This window comes from Idiomarina sp. OT37-5b, from assembly GCF_002968395.1.
GTDB lineage: Bacteria > Pseudomonadota > Gammaproteobacteria > Enterobacterales > Alteromonadaceae > Idiomarina > Idiomarina aquatica.
On record NZ_CP027188.1, the window covers coordinates 391,317 to 412,569 of the forward strand.

Below are 21,253 nucleotides of genomic sequence, written 5' to 3' on the forward strand. Positions count from 1 at the left end.
GATTTCGCAACAATGAAAAATTCAGTAAAAACACTTATCGCTGTTAGCTTACTCACCTCCACCGCAGCGTTAGCTGAACAGATGGATATGAATAACACCGACACCACTTCTTTCTCTGTCAATGGTACCGTAGAAAAAGTGTGTAAAGTCGATAACAGCAGTGGCCCATCAAAAACTATCGCTTTGGATGGCGTTGCTACCGCAGGATTTGGTATCGGTTTCTGGTGTAACACCGCAGCGATGCCAACCATCACCTACAGCTCTCAAAATGGTGGTGTACTTGCCCTTAACAACGATCCACAAGCCGGCTTCATTCCATACACCATGGATCATGGCGCTGCAGTAGGTGTGTCGTTGACTTCTCCCTACTCAATGACTGGTAACGGCAACATGGTAGGTAACAACACCAATGGTGACCTACACCGCCGGACATTGACTGTATCTCCTGCTCCAACAGGGTATGAGCGTGCGGGTGACTACAGTGACACAATCACTGTGACTGTCACACCAAACTAATCCGTAATAAAGCCATCGCCCTCGGGCGATGGCTCTCGTTTTCCGCCAAAATAAGAAAAAAACCATGCTAAAAAAATCATTGTTCGGGTTGCTCGTGCTCACCGCTTTATTGGTGAAAGCCTACGAGGTTGAGCCGATGATAGCTGAAATTCTGGCAAGCAGCGGTAACAACCGGGTCACCTACCGTGTGGCTAATCCAAGTGACACCACGCTGGCACTGGAAGTGGAAATCTACAAACGGACGTTCGATGAAAACCAGGCCGAGCAGTTGGTCGAAACCGATGACATTCTGGTACTGCCGCCACAAACCGAAGTGAACGCCAAATCTTACCAAGTTTTTCGGGCGCAATTCATTGGTGACCCACGGATTGCAGAGACTCAATCCTATCGTATCGTGTTCAAGCAATTGCCGTTGAAGAACGACGCCGACGGTCAACCTGAGATTAATATGGTGTTTAACTTCGCCACCTTATTGTTTGTCAATCCGCAGCAAGGCATCGAAAGCCTGCAGCAACGTCTTGAATGTGACGCGCAGCAACACTGTGAGCTGGTATTGAGTAACGAAGGCAACCAAGTGGTTAACCTAAATGGCAGTGAGTTGTTTATTAACGATGGCGAAGAACGTGTGGTGGAGTGGACGCTGTATCGCGAGCTACTGCCAGTTTCTTATTTAATGCCATCACATACCATCCGGCTGGCGTTATCATCAATTCACGAACAAGGGACAGTTGAAGATGCGTTCATCCGCCTGGCTGACGATCGTTAGTGCATCATTTGCTGCTGCGGTTCCTGTTTGTGTCGCACAGCAATACGCTATCGATTTACCGGTTACCTACAATGAAAGAAACTTAAAAGATATCGCCGTCAGTATTCAATCCGGTGAGGTTGTCTCGGTGGTTCGGGACTCTCTGCTTGATTCGATGAAACGGTTGCTCAATGATGAAACCTTGCAACGACTCAGCACCTATGAACAGTCCATGATTCCACTGTCAACGTTGGAAGACAGCGGTATTTTTCTTACTTTTTCAGTGCAAAACATGAGCCTGACCCTGAAGCTGGCGGGGACGGCATTGCGTCCTACCGAGCTCGATTATGGTGGCCAAAATGAATTGGTATTACCCGATGAAACGGCATCCTGGGCAACATTAAACCGTTTTAATTTGTTAACGGAAACGATCGACTCCGATACCCAAGTTGCGCTTGAATGGCTCGGTAGTGTCAACTTTGGGGGCTATGACGGCGTCAATATGCGCTGGTCAGGGTTTGCTGACCGCGACAATGAGGGAGATAACACCTTCTATCGCGGCGAAATTACGCTTTATCACGATGATCCCGTCAAACCGATGCGCTACGAGCTCGGTGACTTAACCACCTTTACCAGTGGTCATGTCAGTGGTCTTAATATGGGCGGCATCGGCATTTCGCGTGCATACCGGGAACTGCAACCTCGTCGTGAAATCAGCCCGGGGAACACCCAACAGTTTTATTTGCCCTCCAGCGCCGATGTTGAAATCCAGGTGAACGGGTTCACAGTACTGCGGCAGCAGTTTAATCCGGGTCGTTACGAGTTGAATGATTTGCCGCTTACGTCCGGAGCAAATGAGGTACTGGTTATTGCTACCTTCGAAGACGGCACTACGCAAACGTTTCAGTTCGATAACTTCTACAGTGGTGCTTTATTGCGTAAGGGCTTGTCGGATTTTGCATTACGGCTGGGGTATGCTTCGGAGTTTGAGGAGTTCTCATACGATTATGAGGACGAATTAACCCTCTCGGGTTACTACGATTATGGTTTTAGTGATGCCTTTACTGCGGGTATCAATGCCGAACTCAGTAGCCTTGGTCATATTGCCGGAACTACATTGTCTTATGGCTTTAGCGTGGGGGTCGTTACCTTACGTGGGTCGCACTCGAAAATTGAAAGTTACGACGGCTATGCGGCCTCCATTGATATGGGTTTTTCGGTTTGGGGGAGTGGTTATAACAGCTCTCCCAACTTGCGTTTTAGTTATGAAACCCGGTCCGATTTTGCTCCAACCGTGGCAATGGTGCCATTGACACTATTGGACGATAAACGTTTTACCGCAGATTACAGCTATTATTTTAACGATGATCTGGATCTCACAGCCAGTGTTTCGCGCTATGAAGCGGTTGATGGTACGGAAATAGACATTGATTCGCTGCGCATGAGTTATCGTCGTCGTGGGTGGCTGTTTAGCGCCGAGTACTACCGTAGTAACTTTATCGATCCGCTGACGCAGCAGCAGGATGGTGTGTTTTTCAGTATCTCCTGGAACGGCTATGACTCTCGCAGTCAGATCCGTAGCCGGGCGGAATACGATGATCGGCGGGAACAGACGCAACTTTCCTATGGCCGCATAAATCGGAACCGAGTCGGTAATTATGGCTACGAAATCTATGGCATTGATAATGCTCAGATCCGCGATATACGTGCCAGTGCAAGCTATACTGGTAATCGGGGTCGAGCTGAGTTGACGGCATCGCAACTGGAATTAGCGTCAGGAGCGAAATTTGACATTTATCGTACGGCACTGTCATCAACCCTGGGTATAGCCGATGGTCAGGTTGGTGTCGGAAGTATTGTCGAAACGCCCTTTGCGTTAGTGCGCAAGCACCATACGCTGGCGAACAGTACCGTGCAGGTAAACCCGGACTATCTGGGCGAGATTGAAGCAAAAGCGGGTGAAACCATAGCCGGTATGGTGTCACTTGGAGCACCGTTTAGTGAAACCAGTGTGTTGGTTAACGTGCCGGATGCGCCGCTGGGCTATAACTGGGGGCCTGGTTTGTATGACTCAAGCGGCGGTAGTACGACCGGTCGTGTTATTACGGTAGGTTCCGACGCGGCCTATTTGGTGCTTGGTTATATATACAATCATCTGGGGCAGCCGTTAAGTCTGGAACGGGGAGAGTTACGTGGAGAAGGGCGGGTGCTCGAAGTCTTCACGAATCGGCGAGGGCGGTTTGCGGTCGAAGGTATAGCGCCGGGTCGATACCAATTGGTGATAGGTGGCCTGTCCGCTGACGTTGTACTGACAGCAACAGAAGAGAATTTAATTGATGCGGGGGTTATTACCGTAAGTGAGGTGAAGCCATGAAGTGGTTCATGTTTATACTTGTGGGGGTGTTTGCGCTTAATGCGCAGGCCAATAGTCAATATCCTCACCAGTGTACCGGCGATTTTGATGTGCAAATCAATCAGCACAGTTCGGTGCGCTTTGATGATGAGATTTTATTGCCAATAAAGGTGCAGGCGTATCGGGAGGGAGGCCCGTGTATTGACACCCTGATTTTTGGGGCGGTGGACGCGGGCCCCTTTAAACTTAAGGGGGCTAACGGGGTTGAACTGGATGCAACGCTGCTTGATACCAACCGTAAGCCATTGCCGGTTCGTACGGTCGACGGCAGATTGTCATGGGTGGTTGATTACCATGGTCATCAGCGTCTGAACCTGTGGCTGCGCATTGACGGTCACCGGGTGATCACCTCCGGTACCTATTCTGCTGCGTTGATGGTGAGTTCTCGGGATGGTCAGCATAATTTGGTGCAAAAATACCTCGATGTTGGCTTTTATATGCCGGCAATGGTGAGCATTCATGTGTCAGACTCTGACAGCAGCGTGCAAGGCCACGGCGGACATTATCAGGTTGAATTGGGTAGTTTGAATGACGGTGCCCGCGCCGACTGGCGTTTGAGTGTGTTCAGCAACAGTCTTTACGACGTCACCATATTTTCTGAAGAGAAAGCACTGGTTCACCAACAGGACAGTGGGAGTCAGATACCCTACGAGATTTTATTCGATGGTGACCGTTTCTCGTCCAGCAGCATGTATCAGCGCAGTTACCAGCAGAGTTATTCGGGTAAGCGACGGTTCACGATGGGGGTGGTCGTCGATGATGTCAATTATCAGCGCGCGGGACGTTATCGGGATACGGTTTACGTTACCGTTACAGCGCGTTAAAACTTTTTCAGGAATGAAAAAAAGCGCCTTGCGGCGCTTTTTTCTTTGCGATGGCTTAGCTTACGTTATTAAGCCACATTAATGGTTGGAATGATGTTTGCCTTGGCCGCTTTCTCAGCGTCACGGAAAGCATCCATTTGATCAAAGTTTAGATATTTATAAACTTCGCCAGCCATTGAGTTAATGTCCTGTGCGTATTCCAGGTATTCTTCCGGCGTTGGTAGACGGCCAACAATCGCACCGACGGCAGCCAGCTCGGCTGAGGTCAGGTAAACGTTGGCACCATCACCTAGACGGTTCGGGAAGTTACGGGTAGAGGTCGACAGAACGGTTGAATTAGGTTCAACACGCGCTTGGTTACCCATACACAGTGAACAGCCCGGCATTTCTGTACGAACACCATTACGCTCGTAAATGTCGTAGTAACCTTCGGTTTCCAGCTGTGCTTTGTCCATCTTCGTTGGCGGCGCAATCCACAGACGAGTATTCAGAGGATCCGAGTTCTTCTCCAATAATTTACCCGCAGCACGGAAGTGACCAATGTTGGTCATGCACGAACCGATGAAGACTTCGTCAACTTTATCGCCGGCGACTTCGCTCAGGAACTTGGCATCATCCGGATCGTTCGGGCAGCAAACGATAGGCTCTTTGATTTGATCCAAGTCGATTTCGATGACTTCTGCGTATTCCGCATCTTTATCCGCACGAATTAAACTTGGGTTCTCCAGCCACTCTTCCATCTTACGCGCACGACGTTCAAGGGTACGGGCATCGCCGTAGCCTTCGTTGATCATCCAGCGCAGCATGGTGATGTTTGAACGCAGGTATTCTGCGACAGAATCTTCAGACAGGTTGATGGTACAACCCGCCGCGGAACGTTCTGCCGAGGCGTCAGATAATTCAAACGCCTGCTCAACGGTCAGGTGTTCAAGACCTTCAATTTCCAGGATACGACCCGAGAAGGCGTTTTTCTTGCCACGTTTTTCAACGGTCAACAAACCTTCTTTAATCGCAAAGGCAGGAATCGCATGAACCAGGTCACGCAGGGTAATACCCGGCTGCATTTTACCTTTAAAGCGAACCAGCACAGATTCCGGCATATCCAGTGGCATAACCCCTGTTGCTGCAGCAAACGCAACCAAACCAGAGCCTGCCGGGAAAGAAATACCCAGCGGGAAGCGGGTATGTGAGTCACCACCAGTACCGACGGTGTCCGGCAACAACATACGGTTCAGCCAGCTGTGGATGATACCGTCACCCGGACGCAATGAAACACCACCACGGTTCATGATGAAATCAGGCAGCGTGTGCTGAGTTTCAACGTCAACCGGCTTAGGATAAGCCGCTGTGTGACAGAACGACTGCATGACCAGGTCAGAGTTAAAGCCAAGGCAGGCCAGGTCTTTCAACTCGTCACGGGTCATTGGGCCGGTGGTATCCTGAGAACCAACGGTCGTCATCTTAGGTTCGCAATAGGTACCTGGGCGAACACCTTCCATACCACAAGCTTTACCCACCAGCTTTTGTGCCAGGCTGTAACCTTTACCGCTGTCAGCAGGCTGTTCAGGTGTCAGGAACAGATCGGTGTGACCCAGTCCCAGAGATTCGCGAGCCTTGGTGGTTAAACCGCGACCGATGATCAGGTTGATACGACCACCCGCACGAACTTCGTCAAGGATGACACGTGATGCGTAGTCGTATTCGGCGATCACCTCGCCCGCTTCGTTTTCGATTTTGCCTTCATAAGGGTAGATGGTAATGACATCACCCATGTTCATTTTTTCTACGTCGGCTTCAAACACCAAAGCACCAGCATCTTTCATGGTGTTAAAGAAGATTGGAGCGACTTTACCACCGATGCAGATACCGCCGGCACGTTTGTTTGGTGTACCCGGCATATCTTCGCCGATGTTCCAAAGTACCGAGTTGGTTGCCGATTTACGTGAAGAACCAGTACCGACAACGTCACCAACGAACGCAACCGGATGACCTTTTTGCTTCAGCTCTTCAATTTGCTTGCCCGCGTCAGTGATGCCTTCGCGCGGCATTTTATACATAGCTTTAGCGTGCAGCGGGATGTCTGGGCGTGACCAGGCGTCAGGCGCCGGTGACAAGTCATCGGTGTTGGTTTCACCGGTTACTTTGAAAACCGTCGCTTTGATTTGCTCCGGCATTTTGTCACGGCTGGTAAACCACTCACCCTCAGCCCACGACTCAACCACTTCTTTCGCCAGCTCGTTACCGGCTTTCATTTTTTCTTCAACGTCGTGGAACGCGTCGAACATCAAAATGGTGTGTTTTAATTCTTCCGCGGCCAAACGACCCAACTCGGCATCGTCTAACAGTTCCACCAAGGTTTCGATGTTATAGCCGCCGTGCATGTTACCCAGTAACTTAACGGCGTCCTGTTTACTGATAACCGGGCTTTGTACGTCACCCTTTACCAGCGCGCTTAAGAAACCGGCCTTAACGTAAGCGGCTTCATCAACACCCGGAGGCACGCGCTCTGCCAGCAGTTCGACCAGAAAATCTTCTTCGCCGGCCGGTGGATTTTTCAGTAGCTCAACAAGATCCGCTACCTGCTCAGCCGTTAATGGTTTTGGAGGGATGCCCTCTGCGGCACGTTCTTCCACGTGCTGACGATATTCTTTAAGCACTCGAATTACCTCTTATTTTGCTTACATCAATGGATGACAATTGCTCGATGCGGCGCATTATACGGAAAGCGCGGCTAAATTCCCATGTTATGGGGGCATTCAGGCAATAAATGCGGTGAATGGCTATTGTCAGCCGCAGTGATTGAGCGCCTGCTGCCAAAGGCTCTGTGCTGCTGGCCCCAGGGTGCGTGCGGCAGACCGAATCATGTGCACTTCCAGGTTAACTTGCTGGACAAAACCGGGGATCGAAATCTCATGTAATTGACCCCCGTCAAGATAAGGTCTGACCATATGTTTGGGAATGATACCCCAGCCCATACCGGCGAGAAGTAACTCCCGTTGGGTGGTCACATCATTAGCCTGAATACGGCGCTTACTGGGTAGCCGCAAGATGGCATCGACGCTGATCCCGACGTCCAGATTCTGTGGCAACAACATCGTGAGATTCAATAATTGCTGGCGGGTGGTGGGGCGCGTACCGATGCGTTTGACGAGGCTGTCCGCGATCACCACGATAAGTTCGAACGGCGCAATAGGTGTGGTCTCAAAATCACCGTATTGGCGGAACAGCGGTAGCCACGGGCAAATAGCGAGATCAACTTCACCTTCATTGACGCGGCGCAGACTGCGTAACTGCGATTCGCCTTCGATGCGGATTTCCGTGGCCGGAAAGTCGGTCTGCAAGGTGTCTATGTGTTGCAGCCAAAGACCGGCATCGCAGGTGTGGTCGTAGCATAACGTGATATGGGGCTCGGCACCTTCACGTAACCGTCCGGCCAGTGTTTGTAAACGCTGATGCTGGCGCAGCACCTCCTCGGCCTGGCGCAGATACTGCTGGCCGTGGGCAGTGAGCTTTAACCGGTAGCCACTGCGATCGAACAAGGCAAAACCGGCTTCCTGTTCAAGCTTTTTTAGTGCCATACTGATGGCTGACTGGGTTTTAAACAGCTGTTGTGCTGCTTGTTGCAGACTGCCGGTAGCGGCCACGGTCTGCATCATTTCCAAGTGTAAGATGTTCATAATTATTGAATAAGATGAAAATATTAATTCAATATAACTGTATTAGATTCTTGCTTAAACTAATACCATTAATTCACCGTTTAATACGCTGATGACTGCAACGGGGCTTGCTATGTACACTGGAAACTGGAAAACGCTTTTGGCGATAGGGTGGTTGTTGTTAACGGTGGCGGGTTGTTCCGACAACAGTGCCGCCGAAAGTGTGACTAAGCCTCCCCGGCCGGTAAAAATCGCCGAGGTTAAAGACGCGGCAGCGGTGCAATTGCGCCACTTTCCGGCGGTGGTGCAGGCATCGGAAGTGGCTCAGCTGACCTTTCGGGTCGGCGGCGAGATTGAGCAACTGCCGGTCAGAGCTGGCGCTGAAGTAAAGCAGGGTGACTTAATTGCGGCGTTGGATCCGACCGATTATCAGCTCGCGGTGGATCAGGCTAAGGCGCAATACGATCTCGCCTCATCGCAATATCAGCGCAATCAAAAGCTGGTGCAGCAAGGGCTCATGTCAGAAGCGCAGTTTGATGAAATAGAATCGCAGTTGGCGGTGGCTAAATCCAACTATGAAACCGCACAGGCGAATTTGAGTTATACCCGGCTGGAGGCTCCCTTTGATGGGATTGTGGCCCGTTTAGCCGTGGAAAAATATGAAAATATTCAGCCCAAGCAACCGATCGCGACGTTACAAATTGCCGATGCCATTGACGTTGCGATACAGGTTCCGGAAAACTTGTTTGCTCGCGTTTCCAAGCGCCTTGACTATGAACCTCTGGTGGCGTTCGACGCGGCGCCGGAACAGCGTTTTTTAGCGCACTTAAAGGAGTGGGATTCGCAGGCTGACCCGGCCACCAACACTTACGAGGTGGTGTTTACCTTGCCAAAGCCGGAAAACCTCAACATTCTGCCCGGCATGACCGCAACCGTTATCGTTGATCTCAATCAGGTGCTGCGACAAGTTCTTGATGGCGTTGTGATCCCGTCCTCGGCGGTGTTTGCTGACCCTCAGGGGCAGTCTTATGTGTGGCGTGTTAACGACGATATGACGGTCACTCAGGTCGCGGTCGAAGTCGGCAACATGACCAACAGCGGTTTGTTGATCAGCGACGGACTCAGCGCCGGTGAGCGTGTGGTTGCCGCCGGTGTGCAGCAATTACAAAACGGCCAGTCCATTCGTCAATGGAAGCGTGAGCGGGGGCTGTAATGAACATCGCTCAATACAGCATGGAACGTAAAACCAGTAGCTGGCTACTGCTATTGATTTTATTAATTGGTGGTATCGTCAGTCTGACGCAGTTAGGCCGGCTGGAAGATCCTAAGTTCACCATCAAGCAGGCGATGGTGATTACCCAATACCCCGGCGCATCGGCGCAACAGGTTGAGGAAGAGGTCAGTTACCCGCTCGAGAATGCGATTCAGGAACTCAGTTACGTTGATCATGTGCGTTCGATTTCCAAGCCGGGACTGTCGCAGATTACGGTGGAGATGAAATCGATTTACCGTGCCGATGACCTGGAGCAAATCTGGGATGAATTGCGCCGTAAAGTCGGTGATGCCAGCCGCCGTTTGCCGCCGGGCACTCAGCAACCGATGGTGCGTGATGATTTTGCCGATGTTTATGGGGTGCTACTGGCGATCACCGGCGAGGGTTACTCCTATCATGACATTGAACATTATGCGGATTTTCTGCGCCGCGAATTGGTGCTGGTTGAAGGCGTCGGTAAAGTGGTGGCAACCGGTGAGCAACAAGAGCAGGTGGTGGTTGAAGTGTCGCGGGCGAAACTGTCAAACGTGGGCATTCCTCCGGCTCGCATCGCCAACTTATTGACCACGCAAAATACGGTGGCCGATGCCGGTCGCGTAACCATCGAAGACGAAGCGTTCCGCATCGCCACCAGTGGTGAGTTTGAGTCGGTGGAGGAGTTGGCCAATTTAGTGATATCAAATCCCGGTGCCGACGAACGCATTTACCTGCGGGATGTTGCCGCAATCTATCGAACGGTAGAGGAAATTCCCCAGCAGGTGGTGCGTTTTAACGGTCTGCCATCGGTATGGCTGGGGCTGTCTTTTGCCGATAACGTGAATGTCGTGGAGGTCGGCGAGCGCATTCAGGCAAAGCTGGATGAGCTGAGCTATGCGCAACCCATCGGGATGCAGTTGGAACGCATCTACGATCAGCCGCATGCGGTCGAAAACTCGGTCAATGACTTTCTGCTGAACTTGGTCGAAGCGGTCGCGATCGTTATTATCGCGTTGCTGGTAACCATGGGGTTTCGCAGTGGTCTGTTGATCGGCACGGTATTGTTGTTGACGGTGCTGGGTACCTTCATCTTCATGAACGTGTTTTCGATCAACCTGCAACGGGTATCCCTGGGGGCGTTGATCATTGCGCTGGGGATGTTGGTTGATAATGCCATTGTGATCGCCGATGGCATTGTGGTGGGCATGCGCCGCGGGCAATCAAAACTGCAGGCCGCGGTGATCACCGTGAAACAGAATCAATGGGCGCTGTTGGGTGGTACGGTGATTGGTATCATTGCGTTTGCGCCGATTGGTCTGTCAGCGGATGCGACCGGCGAATTTGCCGGCAGTTTGTTTTGGGTGTTGCTGATTTCGCTGTTGTTAAGTTGGATTACGGCACTGATATTGATCCCATTTTTAGCGGACCGGCTGTATTCCAAAAAGGACATCAGTGGTGATGGTAACAGTGATGTCTTCGACCATCCGGTGTATCGCGTTTATCGACGTGTGCTGGAAGCCTGTCTGCGGCACAAAGTGTTTACCATGTTATTGATGCTGGCACTGTTGGTGGTATCCGCAGCCGGCTTTAAGCAAGTTAAACAAGCGTTTTTTCCACCGTCGACGACGCCGATGTTCTACGTTGACCTCTGGTATCCGCAAGGTACCGATATTCGCACCACGGCACAGGACTCCAAGCGCCTGGAACAATACCTGCTGGCGCAGCCGCAGGTGGTTTCGGTGTCCACAACCGTCGGTCAGGGCGCACCGCGTTTTACCTTGACCTATCTGGTCGAAAAAGCGTACGAAAGTTATGCACAGTTAATTGTGCGAGCTCAGGATAAGGACGCCATGGAGCAGATCATGGCCAATGTCCGTGAACACATCCGGGTCGCTCATCCTCAGGTGGAAGATAAACTGATTCGAGTCGAAATTGGACCGGCGACGCCGGCCAAAATCGAAGCGCGCATCAGTGGTTCAGAACCGGCAGTATTACGTGAGATTGCGACGCAGATCGAAGCGATTCTGGCCAAGGATCCGGGCGCCATGAATATTCGTCATGACTGGCGCAACAAAACTAAGTTGCTAAGGCCGCGTTTTGATGAGTCGGCGGCACGGCGACTGGGTATTACCAAACAGGACGTTAATGATCTGCTGCGGACCAACTTTGTTGGTCGCCAGGTCGGCTTGTACCGTGATGGCACCGATTTACTGCCTATTGTCTCGCGGGCTCCGGCCAGCGAACGAGTGGATCTGGATAACTGGCAGGAACTGCAGATATACAGTCCAGTCATGGATCGCTTTTTGCCGTTGGCGCAGGTGGTACAGCGCATAGACGTAGAGTGGGAGGACGCCTTAATTTTACGCCGTGATCGCAAACGCACGCTGACGGTGATGGCTGATCATGATGTACTGGGTGAGGAAACCGCCACAGCGGTATTTGAACGGGTCCGTCCGCAGATTGAGGCGCTGTCGCTGCCGCTGGGTTATGAACTGTCCTGGGGAGGTCAGCACGAGGCGTCAAATAAGGCTCAGACGGCGCTGTTCAGCTCGTTACCGCTGGGATTTTTGGTGATGTTTATCATCACGGTGTTGTTGTTCAATTCCGCTCGCCTGGCGGTGGTGTTGTGGACGACAGTACCGTTGTCGATTGTGGGGGTGACAGCAGGCCTGTTGCTGTTGGATAAGCCGTTTGGTTTTATGGCGTTACTTGGCTTCTTGAGTTTGTCGGGGATGCTGATCAAGAACGGCGTGGTTTTGCTGGAGCAGGTGAATGTTGAGCTGGGCGAGGGTAAACCGCCGCATCAGGCGTTGGTGGATGCGTCGGTCAGCCGCGTTCGTCCGGTTGCGATGGCGGCAGCAACCACAATTCTGGGGATGCTACCGCTGTTATTTGATGACTTCTTTGCCAGTATGGCGACGGTGATCATGTTTGGCCTTGGGTTTGCGACGGTACTGACGCTCATCGTGGTACCGGTGATGTACGCGCTCATCGCTTCACCCAAGCGCTAGGCGCCGCCGACGGCGTCTAGCGTTGCTGGTTGATCCAGTCATTGATGTGAGCCTCGAGAATGTCCAGCGGCACGCTGCCATTCTCCAGAATCGCATCGTGGAACTCACGCAGATCAAAGTCAGCCCCCAATTGCTGCTCAGCCTCGGCTCGTAAGCGCTTAATGGTTAACTCACCCAGCTTGTATGACAACGCCTGCGCCGGCCACGTAATGTAACGATCAATCTCGGTCGTTACGTTATGCAAGGACAACGCCGTGTTATTGGCCATAAACTCAATCGCCCGCTCACGGCTCCAGCCCATCGCGTGCATACCGGTATCCACCACCAGTCGCGCCGCGCGCCACATCTCATAACTCAGACGACCAAAGTTGCTGTAGGGGTCCTGATAAAAGCCCGCTTCCAGCCCCAGATACTCCGAATACAGCCCCCAGCCCTCACCGAAGGCTGAGATATAGGTCTGTTGACGGTATTCAGGTAACCCCTCCAGTTCGCCGGCCAGTGCATTCTGCAAATGATGACCCGGCACCGCCTCGTGTAAGGTCAACGCTTCCATCTGATACAACGGGCGACGGTCCAGGGCATAGGTGTTAACCCAATAAAAACCGGCGCGGTCATCGCGGTTGGTGCCTGAATAGCGACCGGTGGTGTATTTGGGTGCGATTTCTTCCGGCACCGGAGCAATACCATAAGGCTTGCGTGGCAGCGTTTTAAACAGTTTGGGCAGTTCGCCGTCCATTTTTTTGGCGATCCAGGCGGCATAGCGCAGCAATTCTTCTGCGGACTTTGGATAGAACTGCTCGTCGGTACGCAGGAAATGAACAAAGTCATCAAAGTCGCCGTCAAAGCCGGTTTCTTCGATCACGCGCAACATTTCAGCACGAATACGGGCAACTTCCTGCAAACCGATGTTATGAATTTCTTCCGCACTCAAGTCGGTGGTGGTGTAATGTTCAATGCGGTTTTTATAGAAGGCATCACCGTTTGGCAGCTCGCTGGCACCGACGGATTCACGAGCACTTGGTAAGTACTCACTGACCATGAAGGTAAAGTAATCGTCGTAAGCCGGCATGATTTGGTCATCAATGATGGTGGCGGCTTGTTGTTGTAAATCGGCCCAGGTGCTGTCATCAATAAACGTCGGCTGCTGCTGGAACGGGTCGTAATAAACGCTGGCTGTCGGATCTTGTACGATGTACGCAAGGATACTTTCTTCAAAGCCGGCCATGGCTGCTTTAGGCTGAGTATAGCCTTGCTCGATGGCCTGCCGCAGCCAGTCGGTCTGTTGCGCCATGTAACGTTCGATGGTGCCGAGTTTGGCAAGGTAGTCGCGATAATCCTGTTCGCTGTTAAAACGGGTATAGCCCGGCATAAACGCCAGTGAACTGTGAAATGAGCCCTCGGCGGTTAGCGGCATCAGGTGGGCATTAAACCGGTACTCATCGACACGGTTTTTCAATGCATAATGGATCATGGCGTGATTAATACGATCCTGCTTATCAAGCTGTGCGACATCGATGGCATCGAGTTGTTTAAGCCATGTTTGATGGCGCTCGAAGCGTTGCTTTAACGCGTCTGGCGACATATCCGGCAGCGCGGTTTTGTGTGGTGCCGAAAGTGCTTCCCAAATGGTGTCAGCCAATTGTTTAAACTGTTGAGTTTGTGAGCTGGCCGCAACCGCGCTATTGTTGGTCGTAGTCCGTTGATTTGGCGCGTCCGTCTGACTGGCACACGAAGTCAGTGACAGAACCGCTAAAGCAATGATCGTTTTGCGCATGATTTTTCCTTGCGAAGCAATATTAAATAAAGGCATTCTATAATGCCTGCAGTTCGCGGCAATGTAAAAGAACCGAAAAAGCACGCCAAATGTCTCAAACGGCGGCCTAAAAACAACAACAACGGGGTCAACTTTGCTAAAAGCACAATCCGGCGTTTGTGCCGAACCTAATCTGCATGGTTTAACCTTATTCTGCAACGTAATGACAGATGACGTTGATGCGGTGCGTGGCAAGCTGGCGCGCATTCCGGACATCATCAGCGAACTTGATGATCGCTTTTCCGAATCGATGCTGAACGGCTTTGTCGCCGTAGGGGCCGATTATTGGGATGTCGTCTATCCGGAGCAGAAACCGGTTTATTTACGCCGTTTCCCGGAGCTGTCGCAGGGCGACCGTGAAGCACCACGACAGCCTTACGACTTATTATTGCAGATCCGCTCCGATCGATTTGACGCCAATTACCTGGCCGGGCGAACCCTGCTCGAGTGGTTAGGTTATGATGTCGAAGTGGTTGAGCAGTTGCGTACCTTTCGTTATCTGGATGGCCGAGACCTGACCGGCTTCATTGATGCGCCCGATAATCCTCGGGGCTTACGCAAGCGCGCCGTTGCGCTGCTCGACCCAGACATGGATGCGGAGTTTGCCGGTGGCAGCTATTTGTTTCTGCAAAAATTTCGTCACGATCTCAGGCGCTGGGACCACCTCGGACCTGAACGGCAACAACAAATCATGGGGCGCGATAAAGTATCCGGTGAGCGCTTAGCGGAGGCCGAAATTGAAGGGGTTACACACGCCGCCAAAACTCGTTTGCTAGGCACTGACGAGCAACCGGTAGCCTTGTTACGACAAAACATGCCTTGGGGCGACCTGCGTGAACAAGGGCTGCTTGGCATGTATTTTAGCAACCAGCCCAAAACCGTTATCGATTGGCTTAAAGTACGCTACTACGAAGACGAACAGGGTCATTATGACCCTTTGCTGGACTACACTCAGGCCGTTACCAACGCCAGCTTTTTCGTCCCGTCCCCGGATTTTTTAAAACGTTATCGCTACGCGATACAGACCGAATCGCGTCAGGGTTCTGATACCACCGAATGAGTGGCAAACAACTCTTTGACTTTGGTCAAGGTAAAGTCAATTTCCGACACCTTTAACGGTGCAATAAAGATGGTATCGTCACCGGCAATCGTGCCCAATACGCCTTCTTTTTTCCCCACCGAATCCAACAGCCGCGCGATCAACTGTGCCGCGCCCGGGCTGGTACGGATGATCACCATCACATCATTATGCTGAATATCCAGTACAAGCTGATTTAATGGTGCTTTGGCTGAAGGTACGCTAATCTCAGCGGGTAAACAGTAAACCATCTCCTGCTTAGCATTGCGGGTGCGAACAGCGCCGTGTTTGCTCAGCATGCGTGAGACTTTTGACTGACTGACATTAGTGAATCCCTGTGCTTTAAGGGCATCGACAATTTCCGTTTGTGAGCCATAGCGTTCTTCTTTGAGTAATGCTTTGAACGCATCCAGTAAATCTGCTTTGGTCATAAGTCTTGTGTTCCAGGTTTGCGGTACCGGGTTGGTGGGTGACCAGCCGCGGCTAAATTTGTAATTTTAACCCTATTAGAGTACAGTTTTGCGCCAAATATTGCATAACTATTCTATGCTTATGCAGTACCTTATCAAACAGTCAAATGGAGTCTGAGATGAAAGTAGCCGTATTAGGTGCGGCCGGTGGTATCGGCCAGGCATTGTCATTACTTCTTAAAACTCAATTACCAGCAGGTTCTGAGTTATCTTTATATGACGTAGCACCGGTCGTTCCGGGTGTTGCTGTTGACCTGAGCCACATCCCGACCGACGTTAAAGTGACCGGTTTCGGTAAAGACGATCTGGCATCAGCGTTGGTGGGCAGTGACATCGTATTGATTCCAGCCGGTGTTCCGCGTAAGCCGGGTATGGATCGTTCAGACTTGTTTAACATGAACGCGGGCATCGTGAAAAACCTGGTGCAGGGCGTTGCTGATAATTGCCCGGACGCTTGTGTGGGTATCATCACTAACCCGGTTAACACCACAGTTCCTATCGCTGCTGAAGTACTGAAGCAAAACGGTTGCTACGATAAGCGCAAGTTGTTTGGTGTTACTACGTTGGATGTTATCCGCTCGGAAGCGTTCGTCGCGGAACTGCGTGGCCTTAACCCGGCTAACGTGACGGTACCGGTTATCGGTGGTCACAGCGGTACGACGATTCTGCCATTGCTGTCTCAGGTTGAAGGTGTTGAGTTTACCGAGCAAGAAATTAACGATCTGACGCATCGTATTCAAAACGCCGGTACCGAAGTGGTTGAAGCGAAAGCAGGCGGTGGTTCAGCGACCTTGTCGATGGGTCAGGCGGCAGCACGCTTCTGCTTATCGCTGGTGAAAGGCTTACAAGGTCAGGAAACCGTCGAGTGCACCTACGTTGAAGGTCCAGGTGACCACGCGACTTTCTTCGCACAGCCAGTACGTCTGGGTAAAAATGGCGTTGAAGAAGTGCTGCCTTACGGCGAGCTGAGTGCATTCGAGAAGCAATGCATGGATGAGATGCTGGATGGCCTCAAGAGCGATATTCAAAAAGGCATCGATTTCGTTTAATCGGGTGTCGCCAAAAAAACCGCGCTTCGGCGCGGTTTTTTTATGCCTGGCGCCGCCTGCGGCGGCTTGCCTGGCGACACGTGCTTCGCCGTGTCTTGCTCGGCGTCCGCTCCGCGAACTTGCCTGGCGCGCCGAAGGCGCTTGCAGCAAAGCGCCGTAACTTGCGCCTACGGCGCAAGGAGGCTTGTCGCGCCACAGGCGCGACTCGCTGGGGTTTACAAGCGCCTACGGCGCGCCCAGCAAGCGGGCGGAGCCCGCGCCAGGCAAGGTACGGCGAAGCACGTACCGCCGAGCAAACCGCCGAAGGCGGTGCCTAGCGCTTATTGTAAAAATGATGTAGCATGGCGCTTCCGTTAAATTTTGTAAAAACAGATAGCTACCATGGATATGCAGTCCATTAACGCGTTAGCCAAAGACGACATGCTTGGGGTTAACGCGCTGATCGGTGAACAGCTAACATCAGATGTTGCCCTAATCAACCAACTTGGCATGTACATCGTTAACAGCGGCGGTAAACGACTCCGTCCCTTGTTGACCGTACTCGCCGCCCGAGCCCTTGGGTATCAGGGCAACGATCATCAAAAGCTGGCCGCCATCATCGAATTTATTCATACCGCAACTTTGTTGCACGATGACGTAGTGGACGAATCCGAACTGCGGCGCGGACGCAAAACCGCCAACGCAGTATTTGGCAATGAAGCCTCAGTACTGGTGGGTGATTTTCTTTACACCCGTGCCTTCCAGATGATGGTGCAGCTGGACTCGCTGAAAATCCTCAGTATTTTGGCCGATGCCACCAATATCATCGCCGAAGGTGAAGTACTGCAGTTAATGAACTGCAATGATCCTGATACCACCGAAGCACGCTACTTTAATGTCATTTACGGCAAAACCGCGAAACTGTTTGAAGCGGCAACGCAGTTGGCCGGCATTTTAACCGAGCAGGATGATGATGTGACGGCGTCGATGGCGGATTATGGCCGCTATCTCGGTACCGCGTTTCAGCTCGTCGATGATTTGCTGGATTATACCGCGGATACCGCAACCATGGGTAAGAATGCCGGCGACGATCTGGCTGAAGGAAAACCGACGCTGCCGCTGTTGTACGCTATGTGGCATGGTGATGAAACTGAGCAAAATTTGATTCGCGCCGCGATCGAAAACGGCGACGGACGCGAGCATTTGCAAACGGTTTTGACCGCGATGGAGCGTACCGGGGCGTTGACCTACACCCGCGAAAAAGCGCTGGAAGCGGCACAACAGGCGCGCGACGCGTTAGCGGATATTCCAGATTCAGACTACAAACAGGCCTTGCTGGCGCTCGCTGATTTGTCAGTCAATCGTATCGCTTAACTCCACAACGCCTTACTGCGTTGCGCTTGGCGCGGGCTTTGTCCGCTTGCTTGGCGCTGCAAGCGGTGCTTGCAGCTTGCGCGGCGTTCGCTACGCGAACTTGCCCGGCGGCGCGAAGCGCCTTGCGAAAACGCCGTACCTTGCGCCTACGGCGCAAGGAGGCTTGTCGCGCCGCAGGCGCGACTCGCCGGGGGTTGCAAGCGCCTTCGGCGCGCCCGGCAAGCGGGCGGAGCCCGCGCCGGGCAAGACACGTGCGTAGCACGAGTCGCCAAGCAAGCCGCCGCAGGCGGCGCCAAGCGGAAATTACCGCTTGCGTTAATTTCCGCTTTTCAGTACAATTCGCGCCCTGATTTAAATTTGGATACCCATAAGGGTTGTGGAGATTACTATGTACGCAGTATTCCAAAGTGGCGGTAAGCAGCACCGTGTGACTGAAGGCCAAATCGTCCGCCTGGAAAAACTGGAAGCAGCTACCGGAGACGTAGTTGAGTTCGACCAGGTTTTGATGGTTTCTGACGGCAGCGACGTGAAAATTGGCGCGCCGTTCGTATCAGGTGGCAAAGTTAAGGCAGAGATCGTAAACCACGGTCGTGGCGATAAAGTAAAAATCGTCAAGTTCCGTCGTCGTAAGCATTCTCGTCGCCAACAAGGTCATCGTCAGTGGTTCACTGAAGTGAAAATCACTGGTATCAACAGCTAATTAAGGAGTAACGACATGGCACACAAAAAGGCTGGTGGTTCAACCAAAAACGGTCGTGACTCAGAGAGTAAACGTCTGGGTGTTAAGCGTTTCGGTGGTGAGTCTGTATTAGCAGGCAACATCCTTGTTCGTCAACGTGGTACTAAGTTCCACGCCGGCGACAACGTAGGTATGGGTAAAGACCACACCTTGTTCGCGACTGCAGAAGGCAAAGTTTCTTTCGAAACCAAAGGCAACAAAAACCGTAAATACATCAGTGTTATCACTGACTAATTAACGGATTGCCAAAGCCGCCTGCAATAGCAGGTGACTGATTACGGAGCCCCGCCTACAATAGGCGGGGCTTTTTCATATGTGCTAAGATTTTGTTCCAGGCATCCAAGCAAAGTAAGTTTATTCATGAAATTTGTCGATGAAGCAGAAATCCGCGTAGAAGCGGGCGATGGCGGTAATGGCTGTATCAGCTTCCGCCGCGAAAAATACATTCCTAAAGGTGGACCCGACGGCGGCGACGGTGGCGACGGCGGTGACGTATACCTTGAGGCTGATGAAAACCTCAATACGCTCATTGACTACCGCTTTGAGCGCTTCCACCGGGCACAGCGCGGTCAAAACGGGATGGGTAAAAATTGTACCGGTAAACGGGGCGAGGATATTACCCTGTTCGTACCACCGGGAACTCGCGCCACCGATCAGGACACCGGTGAGGTGCTTGGCGATTTAACCAAACACGGTCAACGTCTGATGGTGGCCAAAGGCGGTTTCCACGGCTTGGGCAACACTCGCTTTAAAAGCAGTGTCAATCGTGCGCCACGGCAAAAAACCGACGGCACTCCGGGTGAGATACGCAACTTAAAACTGGAGCTGATGCTGCTTGCGGACGTCGGTTTGTTGGGTATGCCAAATGCCGGTAAGTCGACCTTTATTCGTTCGGTTTCGGCTGCCAAGCCGAAAGTGGCGGATTATCCGTTTACCACCCTGGTGCCGAATCTCGGTGTGGTGCGTCCTGCCGCACACCAAAGTTTCGTGATTGCCGATATTCCGGGGTTGATCGAAGGGGCCGCGGATGGTGCCGGACTGGGTATTCAGTTCCTCAAACATCTGGAACGTTGTCGGTTGTTGCTGCACTTGGTTGATTTGGCACCTTACGACGAAAGCGATCCGGCCGAGCAGGCCCGAATCATTATCGAAGAGCTTGAAAAATACAGCCCGAAACTGGCCGACAAGCCACGTTGGCTGGTGATCAATAAGATCGACCTGGTACTGGAAGAAGAGCGCCAAGAGCTGGTTGATGCTCTGGTTGAGGAACTTGAGTGGGATGGCCCGGTCTATCAGATCGCGGCACTGGAAGGCCGTGATACTGATAAACTTTGTCGTGACGTGATGGCGTTTATCGAAACCATGCCATCACCCCATGAAGAAGCTGAACAAGCCACCGAAGCGGATCCGGTCGACTTTAAATGGGATAGCTACCATGAAGAGGCGATGGAACAGGTCGACGATGATGACGACGATGACTTTGATGACGACGACTACGACGTTGAGGTTATTTACGAGCGCTAGCCGGGCTCGCTGCGCTCGCGTTTTAGGCTCGCTGCGCTCGCGGTTTGGGCTCGCTGCGCTCGCGGTGTAGCTTGCCGCCTTCGGCGCAAGGGTTTAGGGCCTCCGGCCGCCACACCGGCGAAGCCCTAAACCGGCCGCAGGCCCCAGACCGGCCGCAGGCCCTAGACCGGCCGCAGGCCCTAGACCGGCCGCAGGCCCTAATCGAAACTGAGGAAATTCAATGAAAATATCACTGGTGGCCGCGATGGCCAATAACCGCGTCATAGGTAAGGACAATACCATGCCGTGGCACATACCCAGCGAGTTAAAATATTTCAAAAAAATTACCTTGGGTAAGCCAATTGTTATGGGTCGGCGGACATTTGAATCCCTTGGCCGTCCTCTGCCAGGGCGCAAAAACATTGTCCTTTCGACCCAGGCGAAACCGCCCGAAAGCCAAGCAGAACAAGTGGTTTGGGTGTCCGGTGTTAAGCAAGCCATTGCCGCTGCTGGGGCGGTAGACGAGCTTATGGTGATTGGTGGCGGAAAAATTTATAACGCGTTTTTACCCTATGCGGATCGACTTTATGTTACCGAAATCGAACTGAATGTTGCAGGCGATACATACTTTCCAGACTATCAGCAAGTCGGTGAATGGCAGGAAGTGGAGCGGCAATACGTTGCCGCCGAAGGCCCCGAGGTACCCGCTTATACTACTCGTATACTCGACTTAAAACGTTAGGTAAATGTTAACAAATCAAACACTTAAGCTTAAAATCGGACGTTGATGCGACGCTAAATTCGTAGTATTATTTTGATGAAAATTTGAGCGAT

The 21,253-nt window shown here is 52.1% G+C and carries 17 protein-coding genes; 13 read left to right on the top strand and 4 right to left on the bottom strand.

Going from position 1 to position 21,253, the window contains the following annotated elements:
* Positions 1–12: 12 nt before the first annotated feature.
* From C5610_RS01885 to C5610_RS01900, 4 genes are all read left to right on the top strand, one after another.
* On the top strand, positions 13–516 hold the full coding sequence (locus C5610_RS01885) for a hypothetical protein (protein WP_105305631.1): 504 nt from the start codon (positions 13–15) through the stop codon (positions 514–516).
* A 64-nt stretch (positions 517–580) separates the two neighbouring features.
* Entirely contained in the window at positions 581–1,282 is a 702-nt protein-coding gene (locus C5610_RS01890; RefSeq protein ID WP_157982907.1) for a fimbria/pilus periplasmic chaperone, read from the top strand.
* Positions 1,251–3,635 (top strand): fimbria/pilus outer membrane usher protein, encoded by a 2,385-nt coding sequence (locus C5610_RS01895; protein ID WP_105305633.1) that lies wholly within the window; start codon positions 1,251–1,253, stop codon positions 3,633–3,635. The genes C5610_RS01890 and C5610_RS01895 overlap by 32 nt, the downstream gene beginning before the upstream one ends.
* Before the next feature lie 8 nt (positions 3,636–3,643).
* Complete coding sequence (locus C5610_RS01900) at positions 3,644–4,498, top strand: hypothetical protein (protein ID WP_158682637.1); 855 nt, start codon at positions 3,644–3,646, stop codon at positions 4,496–4,498.
* 68 nt (positions 4,499–4,566) lie between these two features.
* On the opposite strand, the gene acnB is transcribed toward C5610_RS01900, so the two are convergent.
* The gene (gene acnB / locus C5610_RS01905; RefSeq protein ID WP_105305635.1) at positions 4,567–7,155 is read right to left on the bottom strand and encodes a bifunctional aconitate hydratase 2/2-methylisocitrate dehydratase; all 2,589 of its coding nucleotides are present in this window, start codon (positions 7,153–7,155) and stop codon (positions 4,567–4,569) included.
* A gap of 129 nt (positions 7,156–7,284) precedes the next feature.
* Positions 7,285–8,175, bottom strand: a complete 891-nt coding sequence (locus tag C5610_RS01910; RefSeq protein ID WP_105305636.1) for a LysR family transcriptional regulator — start codon at positions 8,173–8,175, stop codon at positions 7,285–7,287.
* A 112-nt stretch (positions 8,176–8,287) separates the two neighbouring features.
* Here C5610_RS01910 and C5610_RS01915 point away from each other — a divergent pair, with 112 nt between their 5' ends.
* Together C5610_RS01915 and C5610_RS01920 are read left to right on the top strand one after the other, a co-directional pair.
* On the top strand, positions 8,288–9,367 hold the full coding sequence (locus tag C5610_RS01915; protein ID WP_105305637.1) for an efflux RND transporter periplasmic adaptor subunit: 1,080 nt from the start codon (positions 8,288–8,290) through the stop codon (positions 9,365–9,367).
* Complete coding sequence (locus tag C5610_RS01920) at positions 9,367–12,414, top strand: efflux RND transporter permease subunit (RefSeq protein ID WP_105305638.1); 3,048 nt, start codon at positions 9,367–9,369, stop codon at positions 12,412–12,414. The genes C5610_RS01915 and C5610_RS01920 overlap by 1 nt, the downstream gene beginning before the upstream one ends.
* 16 nt (positions 12,415–12,430) lie before the next feature.
* Here the strand turns inward: C5610_RS01920 and C5610_RS01925 are convergent, their stop codons facing one another.
* On the bottom strand, positions 12,431–14,188 hold the full coding sequence (locus C5610_RS01925) for a DUF885 domain-containing protein (protein WP_105307670.1): 1,758 nt from the start codon (positions 14,186–14,188) through the stop codon (positions 12,431–12,433).
* Between the two features lie 133 nt (positions 14,189–14,321).
* On the opposite strand from C5610_RS01925, the gene C5610_RS01930 reads away from it, so the two are divergent.
* On the top strand, positions 14,322–15,287 hold the full coding sequence (locus tag C5610_RS01930; protein ID WP_105305639.1) for a Dyp-type peroxidase: 966 nt from the start codon (positions 14,322–14,324) through the stop codon (positions 15,285–15,287).
* On the opposite strand, the gene argR is transcribed toward C5610_RS01930, so the two are convergent.
* Entirely contained in the window at positions 15,263–15,736 is a 474-nt protein-coding gene (gene argR / locus C5610_RS01935) for a transcriptional regulator ArgR (RefSeq protein WP_105305640.1), read from the bottom strand. The two genes, C5610_RS01930 and argR, sit on opposite strands and share 25 nt — an antisense overlap.
* Positions 15,737–15,894: 158 nt before the next feature.
* Here argR and mdh point away from each other — a divergent pair, with 158 nt between their 5' ends.
* The 6 genes from mdh (at position 15,895) to folA (ending at position 21,161) form a co-directional block, all read left to right on the top strand.
* Positions 15,895–16,824 carry a malate dehydrogenase gene (mdh, locus tag C5610_RS01940; RefSeq protein WP_105307671.1) on the top strand — a complete coding sequence of 310 codons (930 nt, stop codon included), beginning with the start codon at positions 15,895–15,897 and terminating at the stop codon, positions 16,822–16,824.
* A 381-nt stretch (positions 16,825–17,205) separates the two neighbouring features.
* Positions 17,206–18,177: an octaprenyl diphosphate synthase gene (gene ispB / locus C5610_RS01945; protein WP_105305641.1), complete on the top strand. Its 972-nt coding sequence runs from the start codon at positions 17,206–17,208 to the stop codon at positions 18,175–18,177.
* 388 nt (positions 18,178–18,565) lie between these two features.
* Positions 18,566–18,877: a 50S ribosomal protein L21 gene (gene rplU / locus C5610_RS01950; RefSeq protein WP_105305642.1), complete on the top strand. Its 312-nt coding sequence runs from the start codon at positions 18,566–18,568 to the stop codon at positions 18,875–18,877.
* A 15-nt stretch (positions 18,878–18,892) separates the two neighbouring features.
* Entirely contained in the window at positions 18,893–19,150 is a 258-nt protein-coding gene (rpmA, locus tag C5610_RS01955; protein ID WP_105305643.1) for a 50S ribosomal protein L27, read from the top strand.
* Positions 19,151–19,276: 126 nt separating this feature from the next.
* Positions 19,277–20,440, top strand: a complete 1,164-nt coding sequence (cgtA, locus tag C5610_RS01960) for an Obg family GTPase CgtA (RefSeq protein ID WP_105305644.1) — start codon at positions 19,277–19,279, stop codon at positions 20,438–20,440.
* Between the two features lie 220 nt (positions 20,441–20,660).
* On the top strand, positions 20,661–21,161 hold the full coding sequence (gene folA, locus C5610_RS01965) for a type 3 dihydrofolate reductase (RefSeq protein ID WP_105305645.1): 501 nt from the start codon (positions 20,661–20,663) through the stop codon (positions 21,159–21,161).
* Positions 21,162–21,253 lie beyond the last annotated feature (92 nt).